Below are 18,114 nucleotides of genomic sequence, written 5' to 3'. Positions count from 1 at the left end.
AGTCTTTAGTGTGTTGCAACGACCGGCTGAGTCCGCAACCCGAAGCGGACGTCGCGGCAAAGATCAAGGAGTCGGCAAGTTGATTGAAACGGACGCTCAGATCGAAGCCATTCGGTCGGCCAAGTACCTATATCTCGGCTCGATTTCCGAGCCCGAAGACAATTGCCTCCGCCTTGTCATACTCGAAGCTACGAGTGACCTTCTGCCCAATCAGGCGATAGAACCGCTTGAAGTCATGGGCTTGCCGGCAGGGCCGTTCTCTGAGGCGAAACCTATTCTCCACGGACCCGGATGCCGCATCTTTGAGGTCGTTTGGGAGAGCTACATTGGTTATGCAGTCCAGAATGAGAGCTTTCACCTCCCAGAGCCCAAGGAGTCAGAGGGTGCGGGGCGCCTTTTCGTTCGATACACGAAGTCTACCTATCTCGACTACTTAGCGAAGGTGACCTTTGCAACGGCGGACTTCCCAGGACCATTTGTGCACTGGAGGATTTACTGCCTGAATCACACGATCGAGGTGGCATCCATGGCTGCACCAAAGATCACTATTTCAGTTCACCGCTAAGCGTCCGCTACCGACCCTACGACAAGTCGCGCTACCTTAGGGCCCCGCAACCTCGCGGCTCGCCCTTGCTCGCCGGCCTCGCTTCGTCAGATAGTTGACGGAACGGCTCAGGGCATGAAGCGGACCTTTTTTGAAGGGAGGGGGAATGTACAGACGGTCGTTATGCGGAGCACTGGGAATTGCTTTGTTAACAGTGATGTCGGCCTCGATGGCCCAAAACCCATCACTAATGCAGCGGTACGTCGGGGAGGATGCGCTATCCGCGTCACAAGCAGACCCTTGCTACAAGGAGAACATGGGAGCGATAGCTGTCACCCGGTCACGTGATGCTGGGAACTCCAAGCAACATCTCGTCAATGGACTGCGCGCGCACGGCGACACGGAAGACAATCGACCTGTGGAGTACTCCATAGTGAATGATGCGTATGGATTCCCTTCCGTAAAGCCTGAAACATACTGGATATACAGAACGCTGATCTGCCATGCGAAGCTTCACGAGAAGCCGGTTCCGAAGAGATTTTCGGACGTGGAGCCAGGGGTTCTTGCATGCCAGGAGAAATATGGAAGATCGGATCCGTTGTTCGACTGCATCATCATGGCGGTCTTCCAGGTGAGCAAATAGAAGTAAGTCCGCTTCCGACCCATAGCCGACCTTTCGGGTTCGCCGGAATTGGGCAACAGCAGCAAGGTGATCGACACAAGCGCGTTGTTCAGACCGTGCCGGGACGCTGATCAGCCATTACCAGCGCCCGCAAGATCGCACGGCATTGGTCGTTCACGGCCGGATGGATACGCTAGAGCCGGATCTAACCATCGAACGGAAGGGTATCGTTGTCTTGATGGGATGCCGCCTAGACGGGTCCGCCTAGTTTATGGCTCATGGCGGGCGCCAGCGGGAGAGGCTAGACAATGCAGTTCAGAGGGGAGCAGCCTGATGAAGAAGCTCGGTGGCTGGTGGCGGGTATGGGTCGTACTGTCCGTGGTTTGGGTGGTGGTGATGGGCGCCGCCGGCTCGTGGTCAGTGATGCAGGCTCGGGCGGACCTCGATAAGCAAAAGGCTGCCGTGCCCCACCGGCCGGAAGCCGACTGCCAAGATCCGGTTTTGGGTCTGAGCCGAAACTTGGAGCGCTATTCGCCGCCCCAGTTGCTGCAGATGATGGACGGGTTGACGCTCATCGGGCCGCCGGATCCCAACGGGCGGCTGGACCCAAAGCAAAGGCCCGCGCCTTGGGCGATCGTTATGCAAGATCCTGCCTATCAACGGTTTGAGAGTGACCGCAAGGAGCGGTTCCGTCAGGAATATTTTAGGCGCGCCATCGCTCCCCTCTTTGCGGACGAGGCGATTGCGCAGGATGCGTTGGCAACCTTCGCTGCGACTTATGGGCCGGGCGCAGCGCCCCTGCCTAGCGCGGGCCCGAAGGTCGACCTGAACTCTGCACTGGTGGCGTATTGGCTCGACGATCGCGTGATTCTGATCAGGTCGAGCATTACGGCAATTCAGAAGTGTGTAAATGCAGAGGTATCGCAGCCTCAGGTCAGTCCCACGTCGTCGCTGGGAGCAACGATCTGGATTTGGGTGGCGTTAGTGATAGCGCCTCCATTGCTGTTGGCGCTTTTGGGTCTCGCCATCGCATGGGTCGTCGGAGGTTTTCGGAGCCGCCCATAGTTGAATTTCGCAGCCGCTATGCGTCTGTTTACCCCGTGAAAATATCGGCGGCGCTATCGAGGAAACAGGCACTTAAACGCGCCGGACCCGTAAATATAGACGGCTGCTAGGGGATCAGGAGAGGCGCATGCAAAAGCTTGGGGGGTGGTGGAGGTTGCTGCCTAAGCGTGCGGGTAATTGGAGACGACCACCGGTTGGCGGAATCGGATGTTCCAAGCCTGCTGGCTAATGTTTGAGCGATGGCGTGTTGCTTGTCGCACTCTGTCTGTGACAGATACCGCCCTATTGCGTCGGAAGGGGCAACCAATTGCACTTGCCTGCGCCCCCTAGCGCTCATTCCGGACATGGAAATAACGCCTGACGCCAAAGACATATGGCCATGCTGAAGTCGATGGCACGAGCATTGCTTCCTCTGTTCGCAACAGGGGAATTTGCGACTCAGCACACTAAGGGGGCCGAGGTGCCCCCGGTGGTCAAGTTGGACTCACAGTTCCCGATAAAGACATGGTCGTCTTGGGCGACCAAAGGACGCGCCGTCTAGTGCAGACGGTGCCCATGGACGAAGGTAGGGGGGCGAGATGGCTTTTTGGGGGTTGCCTAATCGTCCCAAAACAACCACCGCTGCACCTAGGTCGGAGGCCGTCGACAACAACTGGTGAAGACGCTGGCACACGAGTGCAATGGACGCCCCTGGAGATAGGGGCGTCCTTCAGTGCAGCTAAAGGGAAGGTTGCTCAGGGTGTGCTTCTCGCTATGTCGTTTAGCACCGAAGCGAGCGTTAGTTTTCAAACAGGGGGAATTATGAAGACGTGGATTGAACGAACCTGTGTGCTGATTGTTGCAGCTGCTGGCGTCACGGGCTGCGCTACGGCGTACCAGTCCAAGAGTTTTACGGGCGGATTCAGCGAGACTGCGCTGTCGCCAGACACCTTTAAGATCAGCTTTGCGGGCAACGGATTCACGAGTGCCGAGAGAGCATCCGACTTCGCCATCTTGCGGGCCGCGGATAAATCCTTGGAACTGGGATGCAATTACTTTGGTGTAATGAACGACGCCGAGGGTGCATCCGTAGGGTCCATGACAGTCGGGACTGCAGGCTGGAGCGAGCATAGCGCCTGGGGGTTCTCCAATTCCGTGCCCGTCGTCAAGCCCAACAGTACCTTGCTCGTCAAGTGCTTCAGGGATCAGCCGCCCGGCGCCAGTCTGTTCGACGCACATTTCATCGCGCAGTCAATCCGGGCGAAATATGGCATGAAGTCTCCGGACGGGGTGCCATCGGCGCCGCAGCAACCCGGACTTCAATTGAAACTTACAGAAAATCAGGGGGCATCATCATGAAGACCGCAATTTTCGCCGCACTGGCCATGACTGCACTGTTTGCCTTGCCGGCTTTTGCTGGAGGCCATTCCTCAGGGTATAAAGCGCCACGTAATAGCGCTTCCGGCGCAACTTCGGCGACTCCCGTGCTGCACAGTGGATACACAAAACAAAACGGCACCTACGTCGCTCCCCACTACCAGACAGCGCCCAACCAGACGAAAACAGACAATTGGTCAAGTAGGCCGAACGTCAATCCGTACACTGGAAAGGCTGGTACCAAAGACCCATACGCGCAGGCAAATGGTCATTGAGAAATTGCGGGCGCAGTAGAGACCACGAAGCTATTGTGGGGGTAACTTCGGGGGTAACTGCGGCACCCACGACTAGTTCGCCGAAGGAAGCCGAGCCCGGACTCCTAATGTCCCAAGCGTTCAACCAGGGTTGCGCACACTTCGATTACTGCCGCAGTCGTCACGCTGTGCTCGACGACCATCTAGCTGTTAATCGGGGGAGACATGAGGAAGCCTTATCTTCTATTTGGACTAATTTTTGTCTGTCTGCCGGCATTTGCTGGGCTCGCCGATAAGCTGGAAAGCCTTGTGGGTTACGGTCACCACTCTGCTTTTGCTCTTTGGCGTGACCCAATCAAAGGCGTTCGCTAGCGAGGATGCATGCGGGCAGCTGTTGCCGAAGACACTGAAGTCAGCCATTGCTGCGCGTTTCCCTGACTATCGACCTCCCCGCGAGAATGACAACTTGGCTGAGGATGTGCGCTATGCGCGCACCCATGCACGAATCGGGTGCTTAGGCGTGGTGACTGGGGGCTTCTACGGTGACAGCAAGACTCAGTGGGTCATCGCCCTTCGATCAGTCAGCGTCGCCGACTCAGCTTTGGTTGTTGTTGCCCGGAAGGCTCACTCCGGTTGGCTGTTTGAACAGCTGATCAGTTGGCCCACGCTTGCGTCGCGCCTTTACGTGAGCAGAGAGCAGCCGGGGCACTACGAGCGTGGGGAGAGAGAGCCCGCCTCTGTGGGTGAGCCAGAACAACTCGATTGTCGTTTTGACGCAGTAGGGATCGGCGAGACGGAATCGGGGCAGTTGAACTACTGCCGTATCGGTGGCAAATGGCGTTCGATCACCGTTTCAGAGTGAATCCCCTGGAAGGCGCGCTTCTGCCACCGGAGCGATTGCACGCCTCCCGGCAAGGTGTTCTGCTCGGTATGCTTGGAATCGTCCGCTCCCGACCCAGAACGGACCTAAGTATTCGATGCATCTTTGGAGGGAGTGGTGAAATCCATAGACCCAGGACAGGCCTTCCTCAATCGCGAGCCGATAGATGGCGTGCTGTTCATGCATAACAACTACGTTGAAGTCATTTCTGGGAAGGTCGCTGGCTCCTTTGGATCACTGGTGACCGTGCTGGACCTTGAGCCGGAGCCAATGTTTGTCCTGGAGCTAGAGTCGGGGTTTGACGCGCAGGTCAGTCAATCACAGATTAGGCTGGTCGCCCGATAATCTGGAGTCAGCTTCCGACCGATGGTGTTGAAAAAGTCGCTTCTGAAATTTGGGGCCGCCGGAAACTCGAAAAGTTGGCCGCGACAATCGCTTTGTGGCGAATCTTATGTGCAAATTTACGCAGAATCGAACTGTCGCGGGCATCGCGAGCGAAAATTTCTACCCATATTTTCTTGGTCGGACTTTTTCAACACAATCGACCCGTAGCGGACATATCCGAAATCGCCTATCGACAAGGAAGGTTTGTTATGAGGCGGGAGAGGCGATTGGTCGGCGGCCTGTTTTGCACCCTCATTCTGGCTGGTTGCGCTGCCCCGAACGAGTTAAGTCGGACGCTCGTGGCCTATCGTGGAAAGCCTCTTGACGTGGTTGAATCCCACTTCGGAACCCCTGTCCACGATCGGGATCTTGGCGATGGAGTTCGCCAGTTGACTTGGGACAGCGAGAGGGTCGATATGGCTCCCGCTGGTGTTTCGAATCCCGACAGGAGCACGGTCTCGATAGAAGGTGGGTCTATGTTTCCGCTGAGCAGTCCGCGGAGTTCCTACTACCCGTCGCCAAGTTCGTGCCAGCTAGTACTAAAGATTCGGAATGGGCATGTGCTGGACTCATCTTTCGAAGGCAGGCCACAAGCTTGCGCATCGTTTAGGCTCTAGGTAAGTCCCATGTCCGCAACGCGAAGCGGACATAATTGGGCCTGGGTTGCGCTACGAAGCGTCCATGGAATCGGGTGGCCTTTAGCGCTCCTCAAGAAATCGACTAAAAGGGGAAAGGAAGTGCTTAGACGTTGTGTGCACGCAGCGGCAGGTGCCGCTCTCTTGATTGCCTGCTCAGCCGTTGCGTCCCAGGAACGACCCGTCGCTTCACCTCAGGGTGGGTATGGGACGCTTGCTCCCGCGGGCCAGCCGTGCGACTTGGAAGGTAAGGCAGCGGTATCAGCAGTTCAGATGAGAAACGCTGGGCAGCCAAAGGAAAAGCTAGCTGGTGCACTTCCTCCACGCCAGGACTCCAGCAACCCGCTTGCTGTGACGATGTATTCCGTCTTGGACGATGTCTACGACAATCCTTCAGTTCAGCCGTTTACTTATTACACGTATCGACTGCTGACTTGCGCGGCCAAACTCCAAGGGAAGCCCGTTCCGGCCAATTTTTCCACGGTGGCGTCGGGAATTTTGGCTTGCCAAAAGCAATTTGGCGAGAATCCGTCAGATCCACTGATCAACTGCATCCGAACCGAAACCTTTCGTGATGCGCACAGCTAACTCTGTTTGCAGGTCGATGGCTGAAGTCCGCTTCCGATCCAAAGCAGACGACGTTCGGCAACAAGATGTCGGGTTCTCAATCAAAGTCAGGGGATTCGAACCTATGAGGAAAGCGACAGCTGCCAATATTGCTCTGTGCCTGGTCGCTATTGGATGGCTGGTGTCTTACTGGGGAGTAATGGCGCATTTGGGTGACGCGGATCCGAGGGTACCGCGCGAGATCATTGAGGCGGAAAACCGCTTTTATTGGGGGGTATTCTTTGGCGGGGCAGTCTTGATCGTCGTCGCCATGTGGCTGGCCGGATTTGGCTATTCAGAAGCCAAGGTCAGATCGATTGCCGTCGCGGCCGCCATAGTGATTCCGTTGGTCGCACTCGGAGTGTGGATGGCAATCGCGTTGTAAGAGCGCAGCATTCTAGCGGTAAGGTGAGGTCCGCTTCCGACCCGGTATAGGTATTCCGTTCCGCCTTCCGTGACACTGGGCATAGCCGGCAGGTAGCTGCCGGTGAGGGCGGGACTTGCACCGGCAAGCTACGAACATTCCGACCCAAACATGCGATGTTCACCGCTTCGGTTTCGAGCTCGCCGGTGCGCTTGAGCTCCTGAACGAATACTCAGGGAACGCCGCATGGTCGGCTCTCTATATCGACTTCGCCGAGCTCGGGCACGCACGTCTCGACAGCTGACGCACGCGGCGAGGTGGATCATGGGTAAGCCAAGCGATACCGGTTTTACAGCTTTCATTGGACTGGACTGGGCGGATGCCAAGCACGATGTCTGTTTGCAGCCCGCGGGCAGCGACATGCGTGAGTTCGGCACGGTCGCGCATCAGCCCGACGCCATCGAGGCGTGGGCACGCGCGTTGCACCAGCGCTTTGGCGGGCGTATCGCCATCGCCTTGGAGCTGACCAAGGGACCGGTGGTGTACGCCTTGCAGAAGTACGATTTCTTCGTGCTGTTCCCGATCAATCCGACCTTGCTGGCCAAGTACCGCGAAGCGTTCAAGCCGAGTCGGGCCAAAGATGATCCGACCGATGCGCAACTGGCGCTGGAGTTGATGCAGCGCTATCCACACCGGTTTACGCCGCTCAGACCCCAGAGTGTGGCGATGCGTACCTTGGGGTTCTTGGTCGAGCAGCGGCGGTTGCTGGTGGATGACAAGAAGCGCCTGGTCAATCGGCTGGGCCACACGCTCAAGCAGTATTACCCCCAGGTTTTAGACTGGTTTGAGCAGCATGACACGATGGTCTTCAGTGACTTCCTACTGCGCTGGCCCACACTCAAGCAGGTGAAGCGTGCACGTAAGGCCACGCTGGAAGCCTTCTTCCGTGGCCACAATGTGCGCTCCGCCAAGGTCATGAACGAGCGCATTCGAGCCATCCAGAGGGCGATGCCGTTGACCGAAGATCCGGCGGTAATCACCACGCATCAGTTGCTGGCCATCGCCCTGGTCGAGCAGCTGCAGGTCACGCTGCGCGCCATTGACCGCTTCGATCAGGAGATCGCGGCCTTGGCGCCGACACTTCCTGACTACGCGCTCTTCCATGCCTTGCCCGGTAGTGGCCCGATCCTCACGCCGCGCCTGCTGGCCGCCTTCGGCGAACAACGCGAACGCTTCGCTCGCGCCGAGCAGCTGCAGCGCTACTCGGGCGTCGCGCCGGTGACGCAGCGCAGCGGCAAGAAGAGCTGGGTGCACTGGCGATGGCAATGCCCGACCTTCGTCCGCCAGACCTTCGTGGAATGGGCGGCACAGACCATCAACAAGTCGTTCTGGGCCGGCGCCTTCTATCGCCAGCAGCGCGCCAAGGGCAGCCCGCATCAGGTGGCCGTCCGTGCCTTGGCCTTCAAGTGGATCCGCATCCTGCATCGTTGTTGGCAGTCCCACACGCCTTATGACGAGTCGCGTTACCTTATGGCTTTGCAGCGCCGCGGCTCGCCCTTGCTCGCCGGCCTGGCTTCGTCACATAGTTGACGGAACGGCTCAGGGCGTGAAGCGGACATCAGCACTTCCCATTGAAAGCCATCAACAATGTGCGTGAGAGATTCAAATTGCATGGATGACATGACGCTTTCTATTGCCGCGGCATCGTTCGAACTTGGTGTCCCGGCAGGTGCGCTTGCGCTCTATCTCTATAGGCCAAAGCATCGGAGAGCTGTGATCGTTGTTTTGGGTGCGACGTGCCTCCCTCTCGCTCTATACCTGCTCATTGTCGCGGGGCATTTTCTTAGCTCAGCGGGGAAGAGCCAGGATTTCGCGTTTTACGCTATGTGGGTGATGACCTTTTGGGCCTACCTTGCGGTGCTGGTAGGCGCTATTGCGGTTGCTTTCGTCTCTCGCCCGACCAATCTAGTGGCGAGATTCTTTGTTGGCTTAGCTTCGGCACCAGCCTCCTACCTTCTGTTCAACGCTTTGTTTTGATGTTGAGATTGGGGCGTTCGCTGGGCATGCTGGGAATAGCCGCTTCCGACCCGGAGCAGACATTTACGGAAATAGAAGAACCAGGGCATCAGGGGAAGGGTGTGGAAGAAGGGATAACTATGAGACCTGGAATCATCGTTGTGGCGCTGGCATGGTTGATGAGTGGCGTGTGCATCGCCACTGATGGACCAGGCTCTCCGGAGCACACGTATCAAACCGTCGCAGCGGAAATAGTCGTTAAGCGATCATGCGTTTCCGTCAAAGGCAAGGGCGCGAGAATTCTCTTGTCAAAAAACGAGCTGATCGAGCTAAGTAGAAATCAGGGTAGGCCCTATTGGAGCGAGGAGGAACGACTCGCACTGATCGCGGGCAATCGAGCCGCCATCCTTCTTGATTCCCTGACCTCAGACCAAGACGCGTCAGGTTGCTCGTTAGTTTCGCTGGGAGACTTTAAGCATCAACTGGACGCGATGTACTTGGTGGGAAGGCTCATTGAAAAGGGTGGCGCCGTCATTATTCGCGACGGATCTCGCCGAGCTGAAACTAGCGTGGTGATACACGACTACAACGGGCACGTGAGTGGCTTCCGAAGCTATGACTTCGTGGGCGGCGGCACGTTTCTTTCCATTCCAACGTGGGTTTCGTAAGGTCCGTTTCCGACCGAGGCTGTGTGAAAACACAAAAACTCGAGCAAAGCGTGACGCTGTTTCGCTGCGGAGATCGTCTCAAAGATAGAACGCAAGTAGCAACGCCTAGTCAGGCCATGATGGCTTGCATCAGCGGCTTCACCCCCATGATCTTCATGACCCGCTTCATGTTGTAGGCCAGCACGTGCAAGCTCATTTCCGTGGCGACCCTCGGCATGGTGCGCGTGAGGAAGTGTGTGGCCCCCATCCACGCTTTTAGTGTCCCGAAGACGTGCTCGACGGTTTGTCGCCGCACGCGCATGGCTTCCGGACGTGCATTGAGTTGATCCTGCATGGTTTCCAGCACTGACTCGTGCTCCCATCGTCGGATGCGTCGATAGCGAGCGGTCGTGCACTGCGATCGTAGTGGGCAGGTCGGGCAAGCCGACGACCAATAGACGTGCACCGACCTGCCGTTCTCATCGCACGTCATGCGCCGAGGTGTATCTTCACCAGCAGGGCATTGATACACGTCGCGGTCAGCCAGGTAGCGAAAATCACGCTTGTCGAAACGCCCCGCCGCCTTGCTGCTGGAGGTCAGCGGCTTGGGCACCAGTGGCGTGATACCCGCCTGCTCGCAGGCCAGGATTTCCTCGCCCTTGAAGTAACCGCGGTCGGCCAGGGCAGTGAGCGTGTCTCCTTGCATCGCCTCGCGAGCACGCGTGGCCATGGCCGTCAGCTGGTGACGGTCATGGCCTTCGTTCGTGACCTCATGGGCCACGATGAGGTGATGGGTGGCCTCTACGGCCGCTTGCACGTTATAGCCGACGATGCCTGAGCCTCGACCGCTGGTCGCCATGGCGCGCGCGTCGGGATCGGTCTGCGAGATTTGCTGATCGGGCGCCTCTCGCATCGCCTTACCGAGCGTGGCCAGTTGCTGCATCTGTTCGCGCACCGTGGCGATCTTCTGTCCCAGGTGTTTCACCCGAACTTCCGGCAAGCATCCAGGCTCCCGATCGGCGCGATCGAGTTCGGCCAGATACCGAGCCACGCTGGATTCGAGCTGTTCTTGTCGAGCTTTGAGCTTGGCTTGGGTGAGGTTCTTGTCCCGGCCGTTGACCGCCTTGAACTTGCTGCCATCGATGGCGACCACCGCATCGGTGAACAGCTTCATTCGGCGGCACAGCATTACGAACTGGCTGCACACGCGCCGGATCGCCAAGCCGTTGTCTTTACGGAAATCGGCGATCGTCTTGAAGTCCGGCATGCAGCGGCCCGTCAGCCAGATCAGTTCGACATTGCGCTGGGCTTCGTGCTCCAGCCGGCGGCTGGACTGCACGCGATTGAGGTAGCCGTAGATGTAGATCTTGAGCAGCGTGCCGGGGTGATAGCTGGGGCGACCGGTGGCGGCAGGCTCGACACCCGAAAAGCCCAGGTCGCCAAGGTTCAGCTCGTCGACGAAGACATCGACAACACGCACGGGATTGTCGTCATCGATGTAGTCATCCAGTCGCTCGGGAAACAGCACGCTCTGCGACCGATCGGCACCTTCAACGAATCGCTTCATGAGGCACACCCACGCTAGGATGTGCCTAGGGTAGCAAGGCTGAGTGGTTAGGTGTTTTCACACAGCCTCGACCCGAAACGGACATTACCGGATCCACTGATCATTACGGGGAGGGGCGTTGAACATCTGGCGTCAAGCAGTCGCCAACATGGCGAATGCTAGCGACATGCCCAAGACCCTTCGGGTCATCACAGCGCTTGGGATGCTCGCCGGTGTTACCGGGGTCGTCGTTGTGACAACGGTGTCGGTCATCTGGGGAATTGGCAATCAGACAGCGCCTTTCACTTATATGTGGCGGTCCGGGGCCTGGGTGTCGCTCTACTCCTGGCTGCTCCTAATTTTCGTAGGCTGCCTGGTGTCGCTGCGCGTCGAGCCGGCTTTCGATGGATCTTGGTTGTCAGCCCCTTCGTTATAGAAGCAATAAGCATTCCCCATGTGGGGTTGAGACTTTTGGACGTCGCGTCAGCAACGTATTGGGGAGTTCTCAGCTACGCGTACCTTTTTCATGCTCCATCGGTGCGTCGCTACTTTGCAGTGGCACGCCTGTAAGCCAACGACCAGACGAATCCGCAACCCATAGCGGACATGAGCGTACGGCGATGGATGATTCCTCAGAGGAAGAGGGAACCTCTGTCGCAATTAACGGTTACCGGATGAAGTGCTCAATGTGACTGGAATCCGCTCGGTTCTAGGACATGATTCGACTTCCCGCCTCTTTGATAAGACGACCAACTATCGTCGTCATAGACAATGGGGGATACGCTTCTTCAAGATTTCGGAGCGCCTCGGCGGTTTCTTTGTCGAGCCATGCAACAATCTTTCGTCCACCCATCATGACCTTCTTTTGGCGGCAACGCGCAACGCGTTCGGCCTGGGTGACGCATTGTGATGTCTGGCCACATTCTCTGATATCACTCTTCATGGAAGTTATTCCTTATCCTTAGATGAAAGATCTCGAATTCACGGCTCTGTGGATCTATAGGCCAGACTTGGATCCCCACGAAGCATGGTGATGCGCTTGCGAATAAGGCGGATGGGAATGTCAAGATGAAGAGCGATATCGCGAGTAACTTGATGCCAGCCAGCAACGCTAGCCTTCGATACCATTGCATCGTCTAGTCGGATACCGTCGAGTCTTTGCGCATAGTTACGGATAAGATCACTTTTCTGAGCGCGTCTCGCTGCTAAGACCGCCTGCACAAAGTCGGGATACCAATAACGTGCAACTGTTGGTGAACATCCGTGCTTGCGACAAATCTGGTGAAGAGATGGCGCCGTGTGACCTTGCCTCGTCGACAAAAGAAGGTCTTTGCGCAATGCCCTTCGATCGCTATGGGAGAGTTTGCGACGTCGTGGGTGGGTGATATGTCCAGATTTGCCTTCGATCAAAGGGCGTATAGCAGACGCCTCGCTGGGATTGAGAAGAATGCTAAGGAGCGGCACATGAGTTTCCCTAGCAAGGTTTAGTAGAGCGGAGATGAGGGTTCGGGAAGGTTTTTCGCGCAAATGGAAGTCGGTCGCGATCCCGCGCGGTTGCCGCCAATTCTTGCGTATCAGCCGCAAGAAATCTCTGGCGGCATTTCCGTCGAAGGGTTCGTCCGAGTGAGTTGCGCAGTATTCGACAACCTCGCTTAGATCGGATTCGCCTTCGCTTGGTCGTGGTGTCCTTCGCCATAAACGTGCGTCTGCAGCGAGATGCTCGCCACACGAGAAGCATCTCGGCCAAGTATCTTCGTGCCTCAATTGATAGCTGTTGCACGCCGGGCAGCGATCCTGCAATGCCAGCTTGTGGATAGCACAGCGAGTAATCGGAGTGAGTCGCCAAAGGAGCTTTTCATAAATCGGGGCGCCCGCTTTATCCCACTCCCTTAGGCAGGCAGGGCACCACTGGTGAATCTTGCGGACTATGTCGCCTACATGTGTTCCGCTCACGTCCCTAAATGCGCTTAGCGTCATGCCAGATAATCCGCTAAAGCCAGTTCCATGCTCGATGGCTCGCACCAGCGCATCAATATCCTTTCCGTGGCCAATCTTCGTGATATATGCGACGTGCCTTCCAAGCGGGTGATCTTCTTGCGCTATAGACTGATTCCACCAGTGCGCGAGCACTCGATAGAACTGATACTCGCTGACACCGTGTTCAGCAGCGAGCCTAAGCAGATAGGAATCCAAGGCCTCGATATCGCAGGTGCCGAGGCCTTGGGGAGTAAGCGGTAGAAAAATAGTTGGCATAGCCTAACTAGCCGATGCACTAGGTCCTATGTCCCTTTTGGGCTTTCGCATAAATGGCCGACTGGACCTTCTAACGCGCGCTGTCAATGCACGAGTGGCCGGTGAGATCGATGCGCACGATGGATGGGACCATCCGAGCAGGGCGGAGCCGAGCGCGATCTCATCGGCTATGGCTTGATTCTGGATGGAAAAGCGGGTTGCCTGGAAGTGTTCGAATCGCAGCTCACGATGCGACTGCGCATGCATTTCTGCAAGCGCTTTCATCGTCCACCCCATCAGAAGGCCAACGCATCCAAGTGAGCCGGTGTATAGGGCTTCTCGATGCTCGATAAGCAAGCCTTCTTTGGCAGGGATTCTCATCTGGAGCGCCAACAGTATGCGATCAAATTCCTTGGCGGACTCCATATCTATGCCATAGGGCGGAAAATCGACAATAGTAAGTCGGCCGTTGAGATGAGAAGATTGAACGCAAGCATTCAATAGCTCGTAGCCGCCGATCAGGATCACAGTAAGATCCGCGACGTTTGCCAGGCACTTAAGCGTATCGATAACTTCGCCCGTGCGTAGCTGACTTGTCGTTCGTAAAAGATGCTGAGCCTCATCCACCAGGATGTACCGTGTTTTCCGATAACGGAGGCATCGCTCCAGCTGTATACGGAGGTGTGTTTCTGACTGATTTCGACGAAGAGACATGGTGTCCCCAATGGTCGTTATGGGGTCAAGAAGCTCTTCAAGCATGCGAAGTGTAAAGTGTTTTGTTGAAAACTTTCCTTGATTTGTCGTGGCTGCTTCAACCCGGATGAGCGGAATGATCCCATCGTCGTGCTGGTCGGACTTCGTCTTAACCAGTTCCGCTGCAAGGCGCTTTCCGAGTGTCGTCTTGCCGACACGCGTTGGGCCGGAGACAACGATAAGCTGGCTCGGTACCGATAGCGCCGCTTGCGAGTAGGCTCGACGATAGGCAAGGTCAAAACGCGCGTGGCTAAGCCTTAAAGCTTTGATCTCTTCAATGTAAGCACTGGCGTTCATAGTTCACTCCATACTTGGTGAGTCAATGCGGAAATATTGGTTGCCGATGATGGAAGGCTGATTGGCGTTTTGCATTTTGCGGCTCCTGCTTTGCTGGTAAGAGCCGCCTCAATCTCCAAGCTCAAGGAATCGGCGTCGCGTTGTGCGAGCAGCCTGCCGATCCTAGCCTTCTCAACCGGGTGGCTTGAATCAGCCCAAAGGATCGATGAGCAGATCTGGGCTACCGTGATCGGGGCTGGTATCGGTCGGGGGCCGTGGTAGCAGGCGAGCCACTCGCCCTTGATGCACACGTGGATGCAGTGTTCGTCCCAAGGCTCTTCGCGGACGTCGAAGCAGCGGCGGTTCTCTAGCGCCCGTAGTCTGGGGTGGCTGTAATACCTACCTCTGAAGCGGATACCACGCTGAGGATCCCAGGTATGTTGCCGATGAAGCTCGATCGCGGTTGCAACAAGGAAAGCCTGATCGAAATCTACTTTGCGGCCCGAGCTGGAGAAGCGCTTGAGTCCCTGACTGAGCATCACCTCTGGAGACGTAAGCTGATGGCCAACGATGTGTCGATTAAATAGCTTAAAGAAGTAGTGATCGATGAGAAGGTGTAACTCTAGGAGAGTGTACTTTCCGCGGTAGCATCCTTTATGGCTTGATGACTTACCACGGTCCTCCCTTCTATTAGCCGTGTTCCCTTGCAGCGAGCTCAAGAGCTCCTGTTTCAGTATGCCGAATGCTCTCTCAATGGTTGTTCCGAATCGCGGATTTCCTGGGGGCCTCGATTGTTTGTGAATTCCAAGCCGGGCCAAGCAAGCTTCGAAGTAAACAGATTCAAATTCCCTTCCGTTATCAACGACGATCGTTTCCGGGAGACGGCCCCAGCGCATGGCGCAATCGCGGAGTAGCAAGGCGCAGGCTCGCCGGCTCGGGCTCCGAAAGCTCAAGGACATAGCAAGTATGGCCCCGGTGTGTTCGTCCCTCATGGCCGAGAGCCAGGGCCTCAGCCGATAGACTCGACCACCGCTTTCCACAACCTTCAAATGGACCTTCAGTCGGCAGTGATCGATATGTGCTCGTTGGAAAGGCCGGCAGGCGAGTATCTTTCTGTCCTTCACAGGTATTGGTGGCGCGGCGGCATTAGCGGCGCGCTTCCCGCCTCGTGCTAGTGCAACATCAACAGCGTCGAGTCGATTCACGCGACGAAGGAAGGCCTTGAAGCTTACTGCGCGCCCAAGGTCAGCACACCGTGTGCCACTTCGCACTCGCTCATTGAGCAACTGTAAGTAGTCACCGTAGCAGCTGTAGGCGGTACGGCTATCTGCACTTAGATAGTTTTCCCGTAGAGAGTCATCTATAAGTCGCTCGTGCTCGAAGGAAAGGCGGCTGATTCGGTTTCCCCTCCGAAGGGTATGAGGTACCAGGGCAGATTCGCCCAGTGTGCGCTTGATGGCGCGCCATCGCCTAAGGCTCCTCGGGCTTACTTTGATCGTCGCTTGATGGCGGAGCTGATTGATGCGCGATAGGAACTGGATTGCATCTTTAGGTCGCGGAACTTCCTCGGTCGAAATCGAAAGTGAGGGGTCGATGGCGCAGGTGAAGGCATCACGGGCATTCAGCGCGCTACGCAGAACAGAGGGATCGAGCCCAACCCACGCGTTGTCTATCTGATCAAGCGGCTGCCTGGCGAGTTCGGCATACAGCACACCGGCTTGAATGAGGTAGAGGATTGGCGTTACGTCCTCAAATCTCAGTCGACTCATAATGTCAGAGATTGGCAGCACGTTTTCTTTGGAAAGTATCGTGCTGAGGACCTGCCGCTGGCGGTAACTGATCTTAGACGGGTTGGCCCTGGCGTGAAGCAACAGGTCAAAGTTGCTTGCTTCTACCGCGCTGATATCACGATCTGTAGTTACGTCAAACCCAATGCCAAGTTCATCAAATGCACGTTTGGCCGGAAGGTAAAGGAAGCGGCCGTCGGCTTGTATCCAGTCACTGGGGCGCTCTTCACAGAGTCGAAGACATTCCTGAAAGGGCTTTACTTCGATTGCTGTCACAGACGATGGCCCGACTGTCAGGACGTCGGCGGTATATCGAGATCGAAAGCACCTGCCGCGCTTGTCTGTGCCAATCACTGGCACTGACGTGGGTTGGTCCCAGAACTCGATGGTTCCCTTCCGATCGAATTCGCAGCGCAGCAGCACGCGATGCTCTAGATGGCTCTCCGCCATCAGAGCAAAGCCCATTCGCTCACTTACATAGCGATAGCAACAGTTTGCCACCGTCCCCGACTGGACTCTCCGCGCGGGGGCGCTGCTTCGTACGGACTGCAGGTAGTCGCGCCCCTTGTCAGTAAGCGGCAGGGAACGAAGAAGCCCGTCAAACTCGTTAGATTGAAGGGTCATAGCTCAGCCTCCATCGCCCTATCGGCGAATGCGAGCCGCAGCCAGGCGTACCGGAGTCTTGGCGCGCCGTGGAGGCGGTTGACTCAGTAAGAGATATGGGCTGAGAATGAGGATGACCGTCGGCTCTCAATGTCGGTCAACCGGAGGGGGCACGCGCTAGTACGCGGTCCCCTCTTTTTTCATCCCGCCCTCAGAAGACCTGTTCAGGTTACTTCTTCATCGGAAGGCCCTCCTCTAATTGGGGTGCCCTGAACTCAAGGTGGCGCCGGGTGGAAGCGTCAACCCAGCCCATGACGGCGCGCGTCGCAGCGAACCATCCGCGGCGTCCAGGGATCTGAAACATTTCGATGGGAAGAAGGCCGCGCTTTCGAGCGCGAAGAAGTGCGTTGACGGATGCGAATCCAAGACAACGGGCGGTCTCTGGCGCCGTAAGTATCGGCTTGCTGAGATAGAGATCAGCGCTCATTGGATCGGCAGTGTGAGGTGCCTGCATGCGCCAGTCCTCGAATACCGCACAAAGTAGCTCGGGGTTACTTAGTTGACCCACCTACACCTGGTGGCTCCAAGCAATGATCAATTTCTTCGGCTAGGGAAGGTTACTTCTAGTCATCGAATTCGCTGGCAAGTCACTGGAAGTGATCAATCGGCCGCAAGCTCAGTCGATAGATTTCACGGGACGAAAGAACATTGCCATTTGATTTGCAATATCGCAAGTGCCCTAAAACAAGCCATTTTTTGCGATGTTTCAGGAGCCATGCGTGAATGCGGACGTGGTCGGATGACGTCGTTACCAATCTTGAACTGCCAAAATATTCATATCGGCATGTCGATGTGACTAATCGTGAACTGCCAAGATGATCATGTCGGCGTGTCGAAATGACTAATCTGTGCGAGCTGCTCCACAGCTGACGCATCGATCATCTAAGGTTTTCAAGCGCTTGGCAGATAGATTTGGCAAGTGCCTCATCTGCCGCCTATTCAATGGCTCATCCATAGAAATTGCCGGGTTAAGTTGGCCTGCGAACAAGTCTTTCCCGCCAGCTCGTCAGCTAGGCTGGGGAGGAGATCGCAATTGCATAGGCAACCACGATTCCTCGGATCAGGTGCGATCGAGGTAGAATTCCCGCTGCAGCGTGCGCTCGTCCGCGATCAGGGCAGCTCGAACTAGGTTGTGGAAGTACCCGCATGATCGCTTGGTGTAAGGTCGATAGACGATCAAGGTTCGGTTGGAAAGTTGGGACGACTAGCCATGAGCTCCTCGAAGCATGTACTTATTGGTCTGGACGCGGAGCTGCGTGGCTCCGTCGAAGCCATTCTGAACGACGGTGAGAGCCTGAAATGCTTCGTGCGTGAAGCAGTCCGCGTCGGCGTCGAGCGGAGGAAGCGTCAGCGCGAATTTCTCACAGAGGCGCTAGCTAGGCGCGAACAGCGCTTAAGCGATGGATGTTATGTCGAAGCTGAAGAAGTGATCTCCAGGCTAGAGAACATCCTGAAAAGCGCATCAGCGAAGCAGGGCTAAGGTC

General features: G+C 56.5%; 16 protein-coding genes. 11 read left to right on the top strand and 5 right to left on the bottom strand.

From position 1 onward, the window contains the following. Window positions 1–79 precede the first annotated feature (79 nt). The 10 genes from ACT01B_RS20455 (at window position 80) to ACT01B_RS20410 (ending at window position 9,394) form a co-directional block, all read left to right on the top strand. Window positions 80–565, top strand: coding sequence for a hypothetical protein (locus ACT01B_RS20455; RefSeq protein ID WP_445145037.1), 486 nt, complete (start codon window positions 80–82; stop codon window positions 563–565). Window positions 566–1,499: 934 nt separating this feature from the next. Next, a complete protein-coding gene (locus ACT01B_RS20450; protein ID WP_445145036.1) occupies window positions 1,500–2,231 on the top strand; it encodes a hypothetical protein in 732 nt (243 codons plus the stop codon). Window positions 2,232–3,032: 801 nt separating this feature from the next. Further along, on the top strand, window positions 3,033–3,569 hold the full coding sequence (locus ACT01B_RS20445) for a CC0125/CC1285 family lipoprotein (RefSeq protein WP_445145035.1): 537 nt from the start codon (window positions 3,033–3,035) through the stop codon (window positions 3,567–3,569). Beyond that, window positions 3,566–3,862, top strand: coding sequence for a hypothetical protein (locus ACT01B_RS20440; protein ID WP_445145034.1), 297 nt, complete (start codon window positions 3,566–3,568; stop codon window positions 3,860–3,862). The genes ACT01B_RS20445 and ACT01B_RS20440 overlap by 4 nt, the downstream gene beginning before the upstream one ends. A gap of 286 nt (window positions 3,863–4,148) precedes the next feature. Next, window positions 4,149–4,703, top strand: a complete 555-nt coding sequence (locus ACT01B_RS20435) for a hypothetical protein (RefSeq protein WP_445145033.1) — start codon at window positions 4,149–4,151, stop codon at window positions 4,701–4,703. Window positions 4,704–4,838: 135 nt separating this feature from the next. Beyond that, window positions 4,839–5,066 carry a hypothetical protein gene (locus tag ACT01B_RS20430; RefSeq protein ID WP_445145032.1) on the top strand — a complete coding sequence of 76 codons (228 nt, stop codon included), beginning with the start codon at window positions 4,839–4,841 and terminating at the stop codon, window positions 5,064–5,066. Window positions 5,067–6,344: 1,278 nt separating this feature from the next. After that, a complete protein-coding gene (locus ACT01B_RS20425; RefSeq protein WP_445145031.1) occupies window positions 6,345–6,731 on the top strand; it encodes a hypothetical protein in 387 nt (128 codons plus the stop codon). A 303-nt stretch (window positions 6,732–7,034) separates the two neighbouring features. After that, window positions 7,035–8,300 (top strand): IS110 family transposase, encoded by a 1,266-nt coding sequence (locus ACT01B_RS20420; protein ID WP_445145030.1) that lies wholly within the window; start codon window positions 7,035–7,037, stop codon window positions 8,298–8,300. 81 nt (window positions 8,301–8,381) lie between these two features. Next, window positions 8,382–8,747, top strand: coding sequence for a hypothetical protein (locus tag ACT01B_RS20415; protein ID WP_445145029.1), 366 nt, complete (start codon window positions 8,382–8,384; stop codon window positions 8,745–8,747). Then, entirely contained in the window at window positions 8,747–9,394 is a 648-nt protein-coding gene (locus tag ACT01B_RS20410) for a hypothetical protein (RefSeq protein ID WP_445145028.1), read from the top strand. The genes ACT01B_RS20415 and ACT01B_RS20410 overlap by 1 nt, the downstream gene beginning before the upstream one ends. Window positions 9,395–9,503: 109 nt before the next feature. Here the strand turns inward: ACT01B_RS20410 and ACT01B_RS20405 are convergent, their stop codons facing one another. The 5 genes from ACT01B_RS20405 to ACT01B_RS20385 form a co-directional block, all read right to left on the bottom strand. Continuing rightward, complete coding sequence (locus ACT01B_RS20405; RefSeq protein ID WP_445145027.1) at window positions 9,504–10,940, bottom strand: IS1182 family transposase; 1,437 nt, start codon at window positions 10,938–10,940, stop codon at window positions 9,504–9,506. A gap of 688 nt (window positions 10,941–11,628) precedes the next feature. Further along, entirely contained in the window at window positions 11,629–11,862 is a 234-nt protein-coding gene (locus tag ACT01B_RS20400; protein ID WP_445145026.1) for a hypothetical protein, read from the bottom strand. A gap of 38 nt (window positions 11,863–11,900) precedes the next feature. Beyond that, on the bottom strand, window positions 11,901–13,172 hold the full coding sequence (locus ACT01B_RS20395) for a TniQ family protein (protein ID WP_445145025.1): 1,272 nt from the start codon (window positions 13,170–13,172) through the stop codon (window positions 11,901–11,903). Window positions 13,173–13,175: 3 nt separating this feature from the next. After that, window positions 13,176–14,201 (bottom strand): ATP-binding protein, encoded by a 1,026-nt coding sequence (locus ACT01B_RS20390; protein ID WP_445145024.1) that lies wholly within the window; start codon window positions 14,199–14,201, stop codon window positions 13,176–13,178. After that, window positions 14,198–16,432, bottom strand: a complete 2,235-nt coding sequence (locus ACT01B_RS20385) for an integrase catalytic domain-containing protein (RefSeq protein ID WP_445145023.1) — start codon at window positions 16,430–16,432, stop codon at window positions 14,198–14,200. The genes ACT01B_RS20390 and ACT01B_RS20385 overlap by 4 nt, the downstream gene beginning before the upstream one ends. 1,408 nt (window positions 16,433–17,840) lie before the next feature. Here ACT01B_RS20385 and ACT01B_RS20380 point away from each other — a divergent pair. After that, window positions 17,841–18,110: a hypothetical protein gene (locus tag ACT01B_RS20380; RefSeq protein WP_445145022.1), complete on the top strand. Its 270-nt coding sequence runs from the start codon at window positions 17,841–17,843 to the stop codon at window positions 18,108–18,110. Window positions 18,111–18,114: the final 4 nt, after the last annotated feature.

Source organism: Dyella sp. Tek66A03, from assembly GCF_052567735.1.
The sequence above is the reverse complement of the archived record's forward strand: the minus strand, read 5'-3'. Positions and strand labels throughout refer to the sequence as shown.

What these genes read in the sequence shown, in the direction of transcription:
- ACT01B_RS20450 (WP_445145036.1), top strand. Translation starts at nt 1,500, where the DNA reads ATGAAGAAGCTCGGTGGCTGGTGGCGGGTATGGGTCGTACTGTCCGTG.
- ACT01B_RS20390 (WP_445145024.1), bottom strand. Translation starts at nt 14,201, where the DNA reads ATGAACGCCAGTGCTTACATTGAAGAGATCAAAGCTTTAAGGCTTAGC.
- ACT01B_RS20445 (WP_445145035.1), top strand. Translation starts at nt 3,033, where the DNA reads ATGAAGACGTGGATTGAACGAACCTGTGTGCTGATTGTTGCAGCTGCT.
- ACT01B_RS20415 (WP_445145029.1), top strand. Translation starts at nt 8,382, where the DNA reads ATGGATGACATGACGCTTTCTATTGCCGCGGCATCGTTCGAACTTGGT.
- ACT01B_RS20440 (WP_445145034.1), top strand. Translation starts at nt 3,566, where the DNA reads ATGAAGACCGCAATTTTCGCCGCACTGGCCATGACTGCACTGTTTGCC.
- ACT01B_RS20425 (WP_445145031.1), top strand. Translation starts at nt 6,345, where the DNA reads ATGGCTGAAGTCCGCTTCCGATCCAAAGCAGACGACGTTCGGCAACAA.
- ACT01B_RS20395 (WP_445145025.1), bottom strand. Translation starts at nt 13,172, where the DNA reads ATGCCAACTATTTTTCTACCGCTTACTCCCCAAGGCCTCGGCACCTGC.
- ACT01B_RS20410 (WP_445145028.1), top strand. Translation starts at nt 8,747, where the DNA reads ATGTTGAGATTGGGGCGTTCGCTGGGCATGCTGGGAATAGCCGCTTCC.
- ACT01B_RS20380 (WP_445145022.1), top strand. Translation starts at nt 17,841, where the DNA reads ATGAGCTCCTCGAAGCATGTACTTATTGGTCTGGACGCGGAGCTGCGT.
- ACT01B_RS20420 (WP_445145030.1), top strand. Translation starts at nt 7,035, where the DNA reads ATGGGTAAGCCAAGCGATACCGGTTTTACAGCTTTCATTGGACTGGAC.
- ACT01B_RS20385 (WP_445145023.1), bottom strand. Translation starts at nt 16,432, where the DNA reads ATGGGCTTTGCTCTGATGGCGGAGAGCCATCTAGAGCATCGCGTGCTG.
- ACT01B_RS20405 (WP_445145027.1), bottom strand. Translation starts at nt 10,940, where the DNA reads ATGAAGCGATTCGTTGAAGGTGCCGATCGGTCGCAGAGCGTGCTGTTT.
- ACT01B_RS20400 (WP_445145026.1), bottom strand. Translation starts at nt 11,862, where the DNA reads ATGAAGAGTGATATCAGAGAATGTGGCCAGACATCACAATGCGTCACC.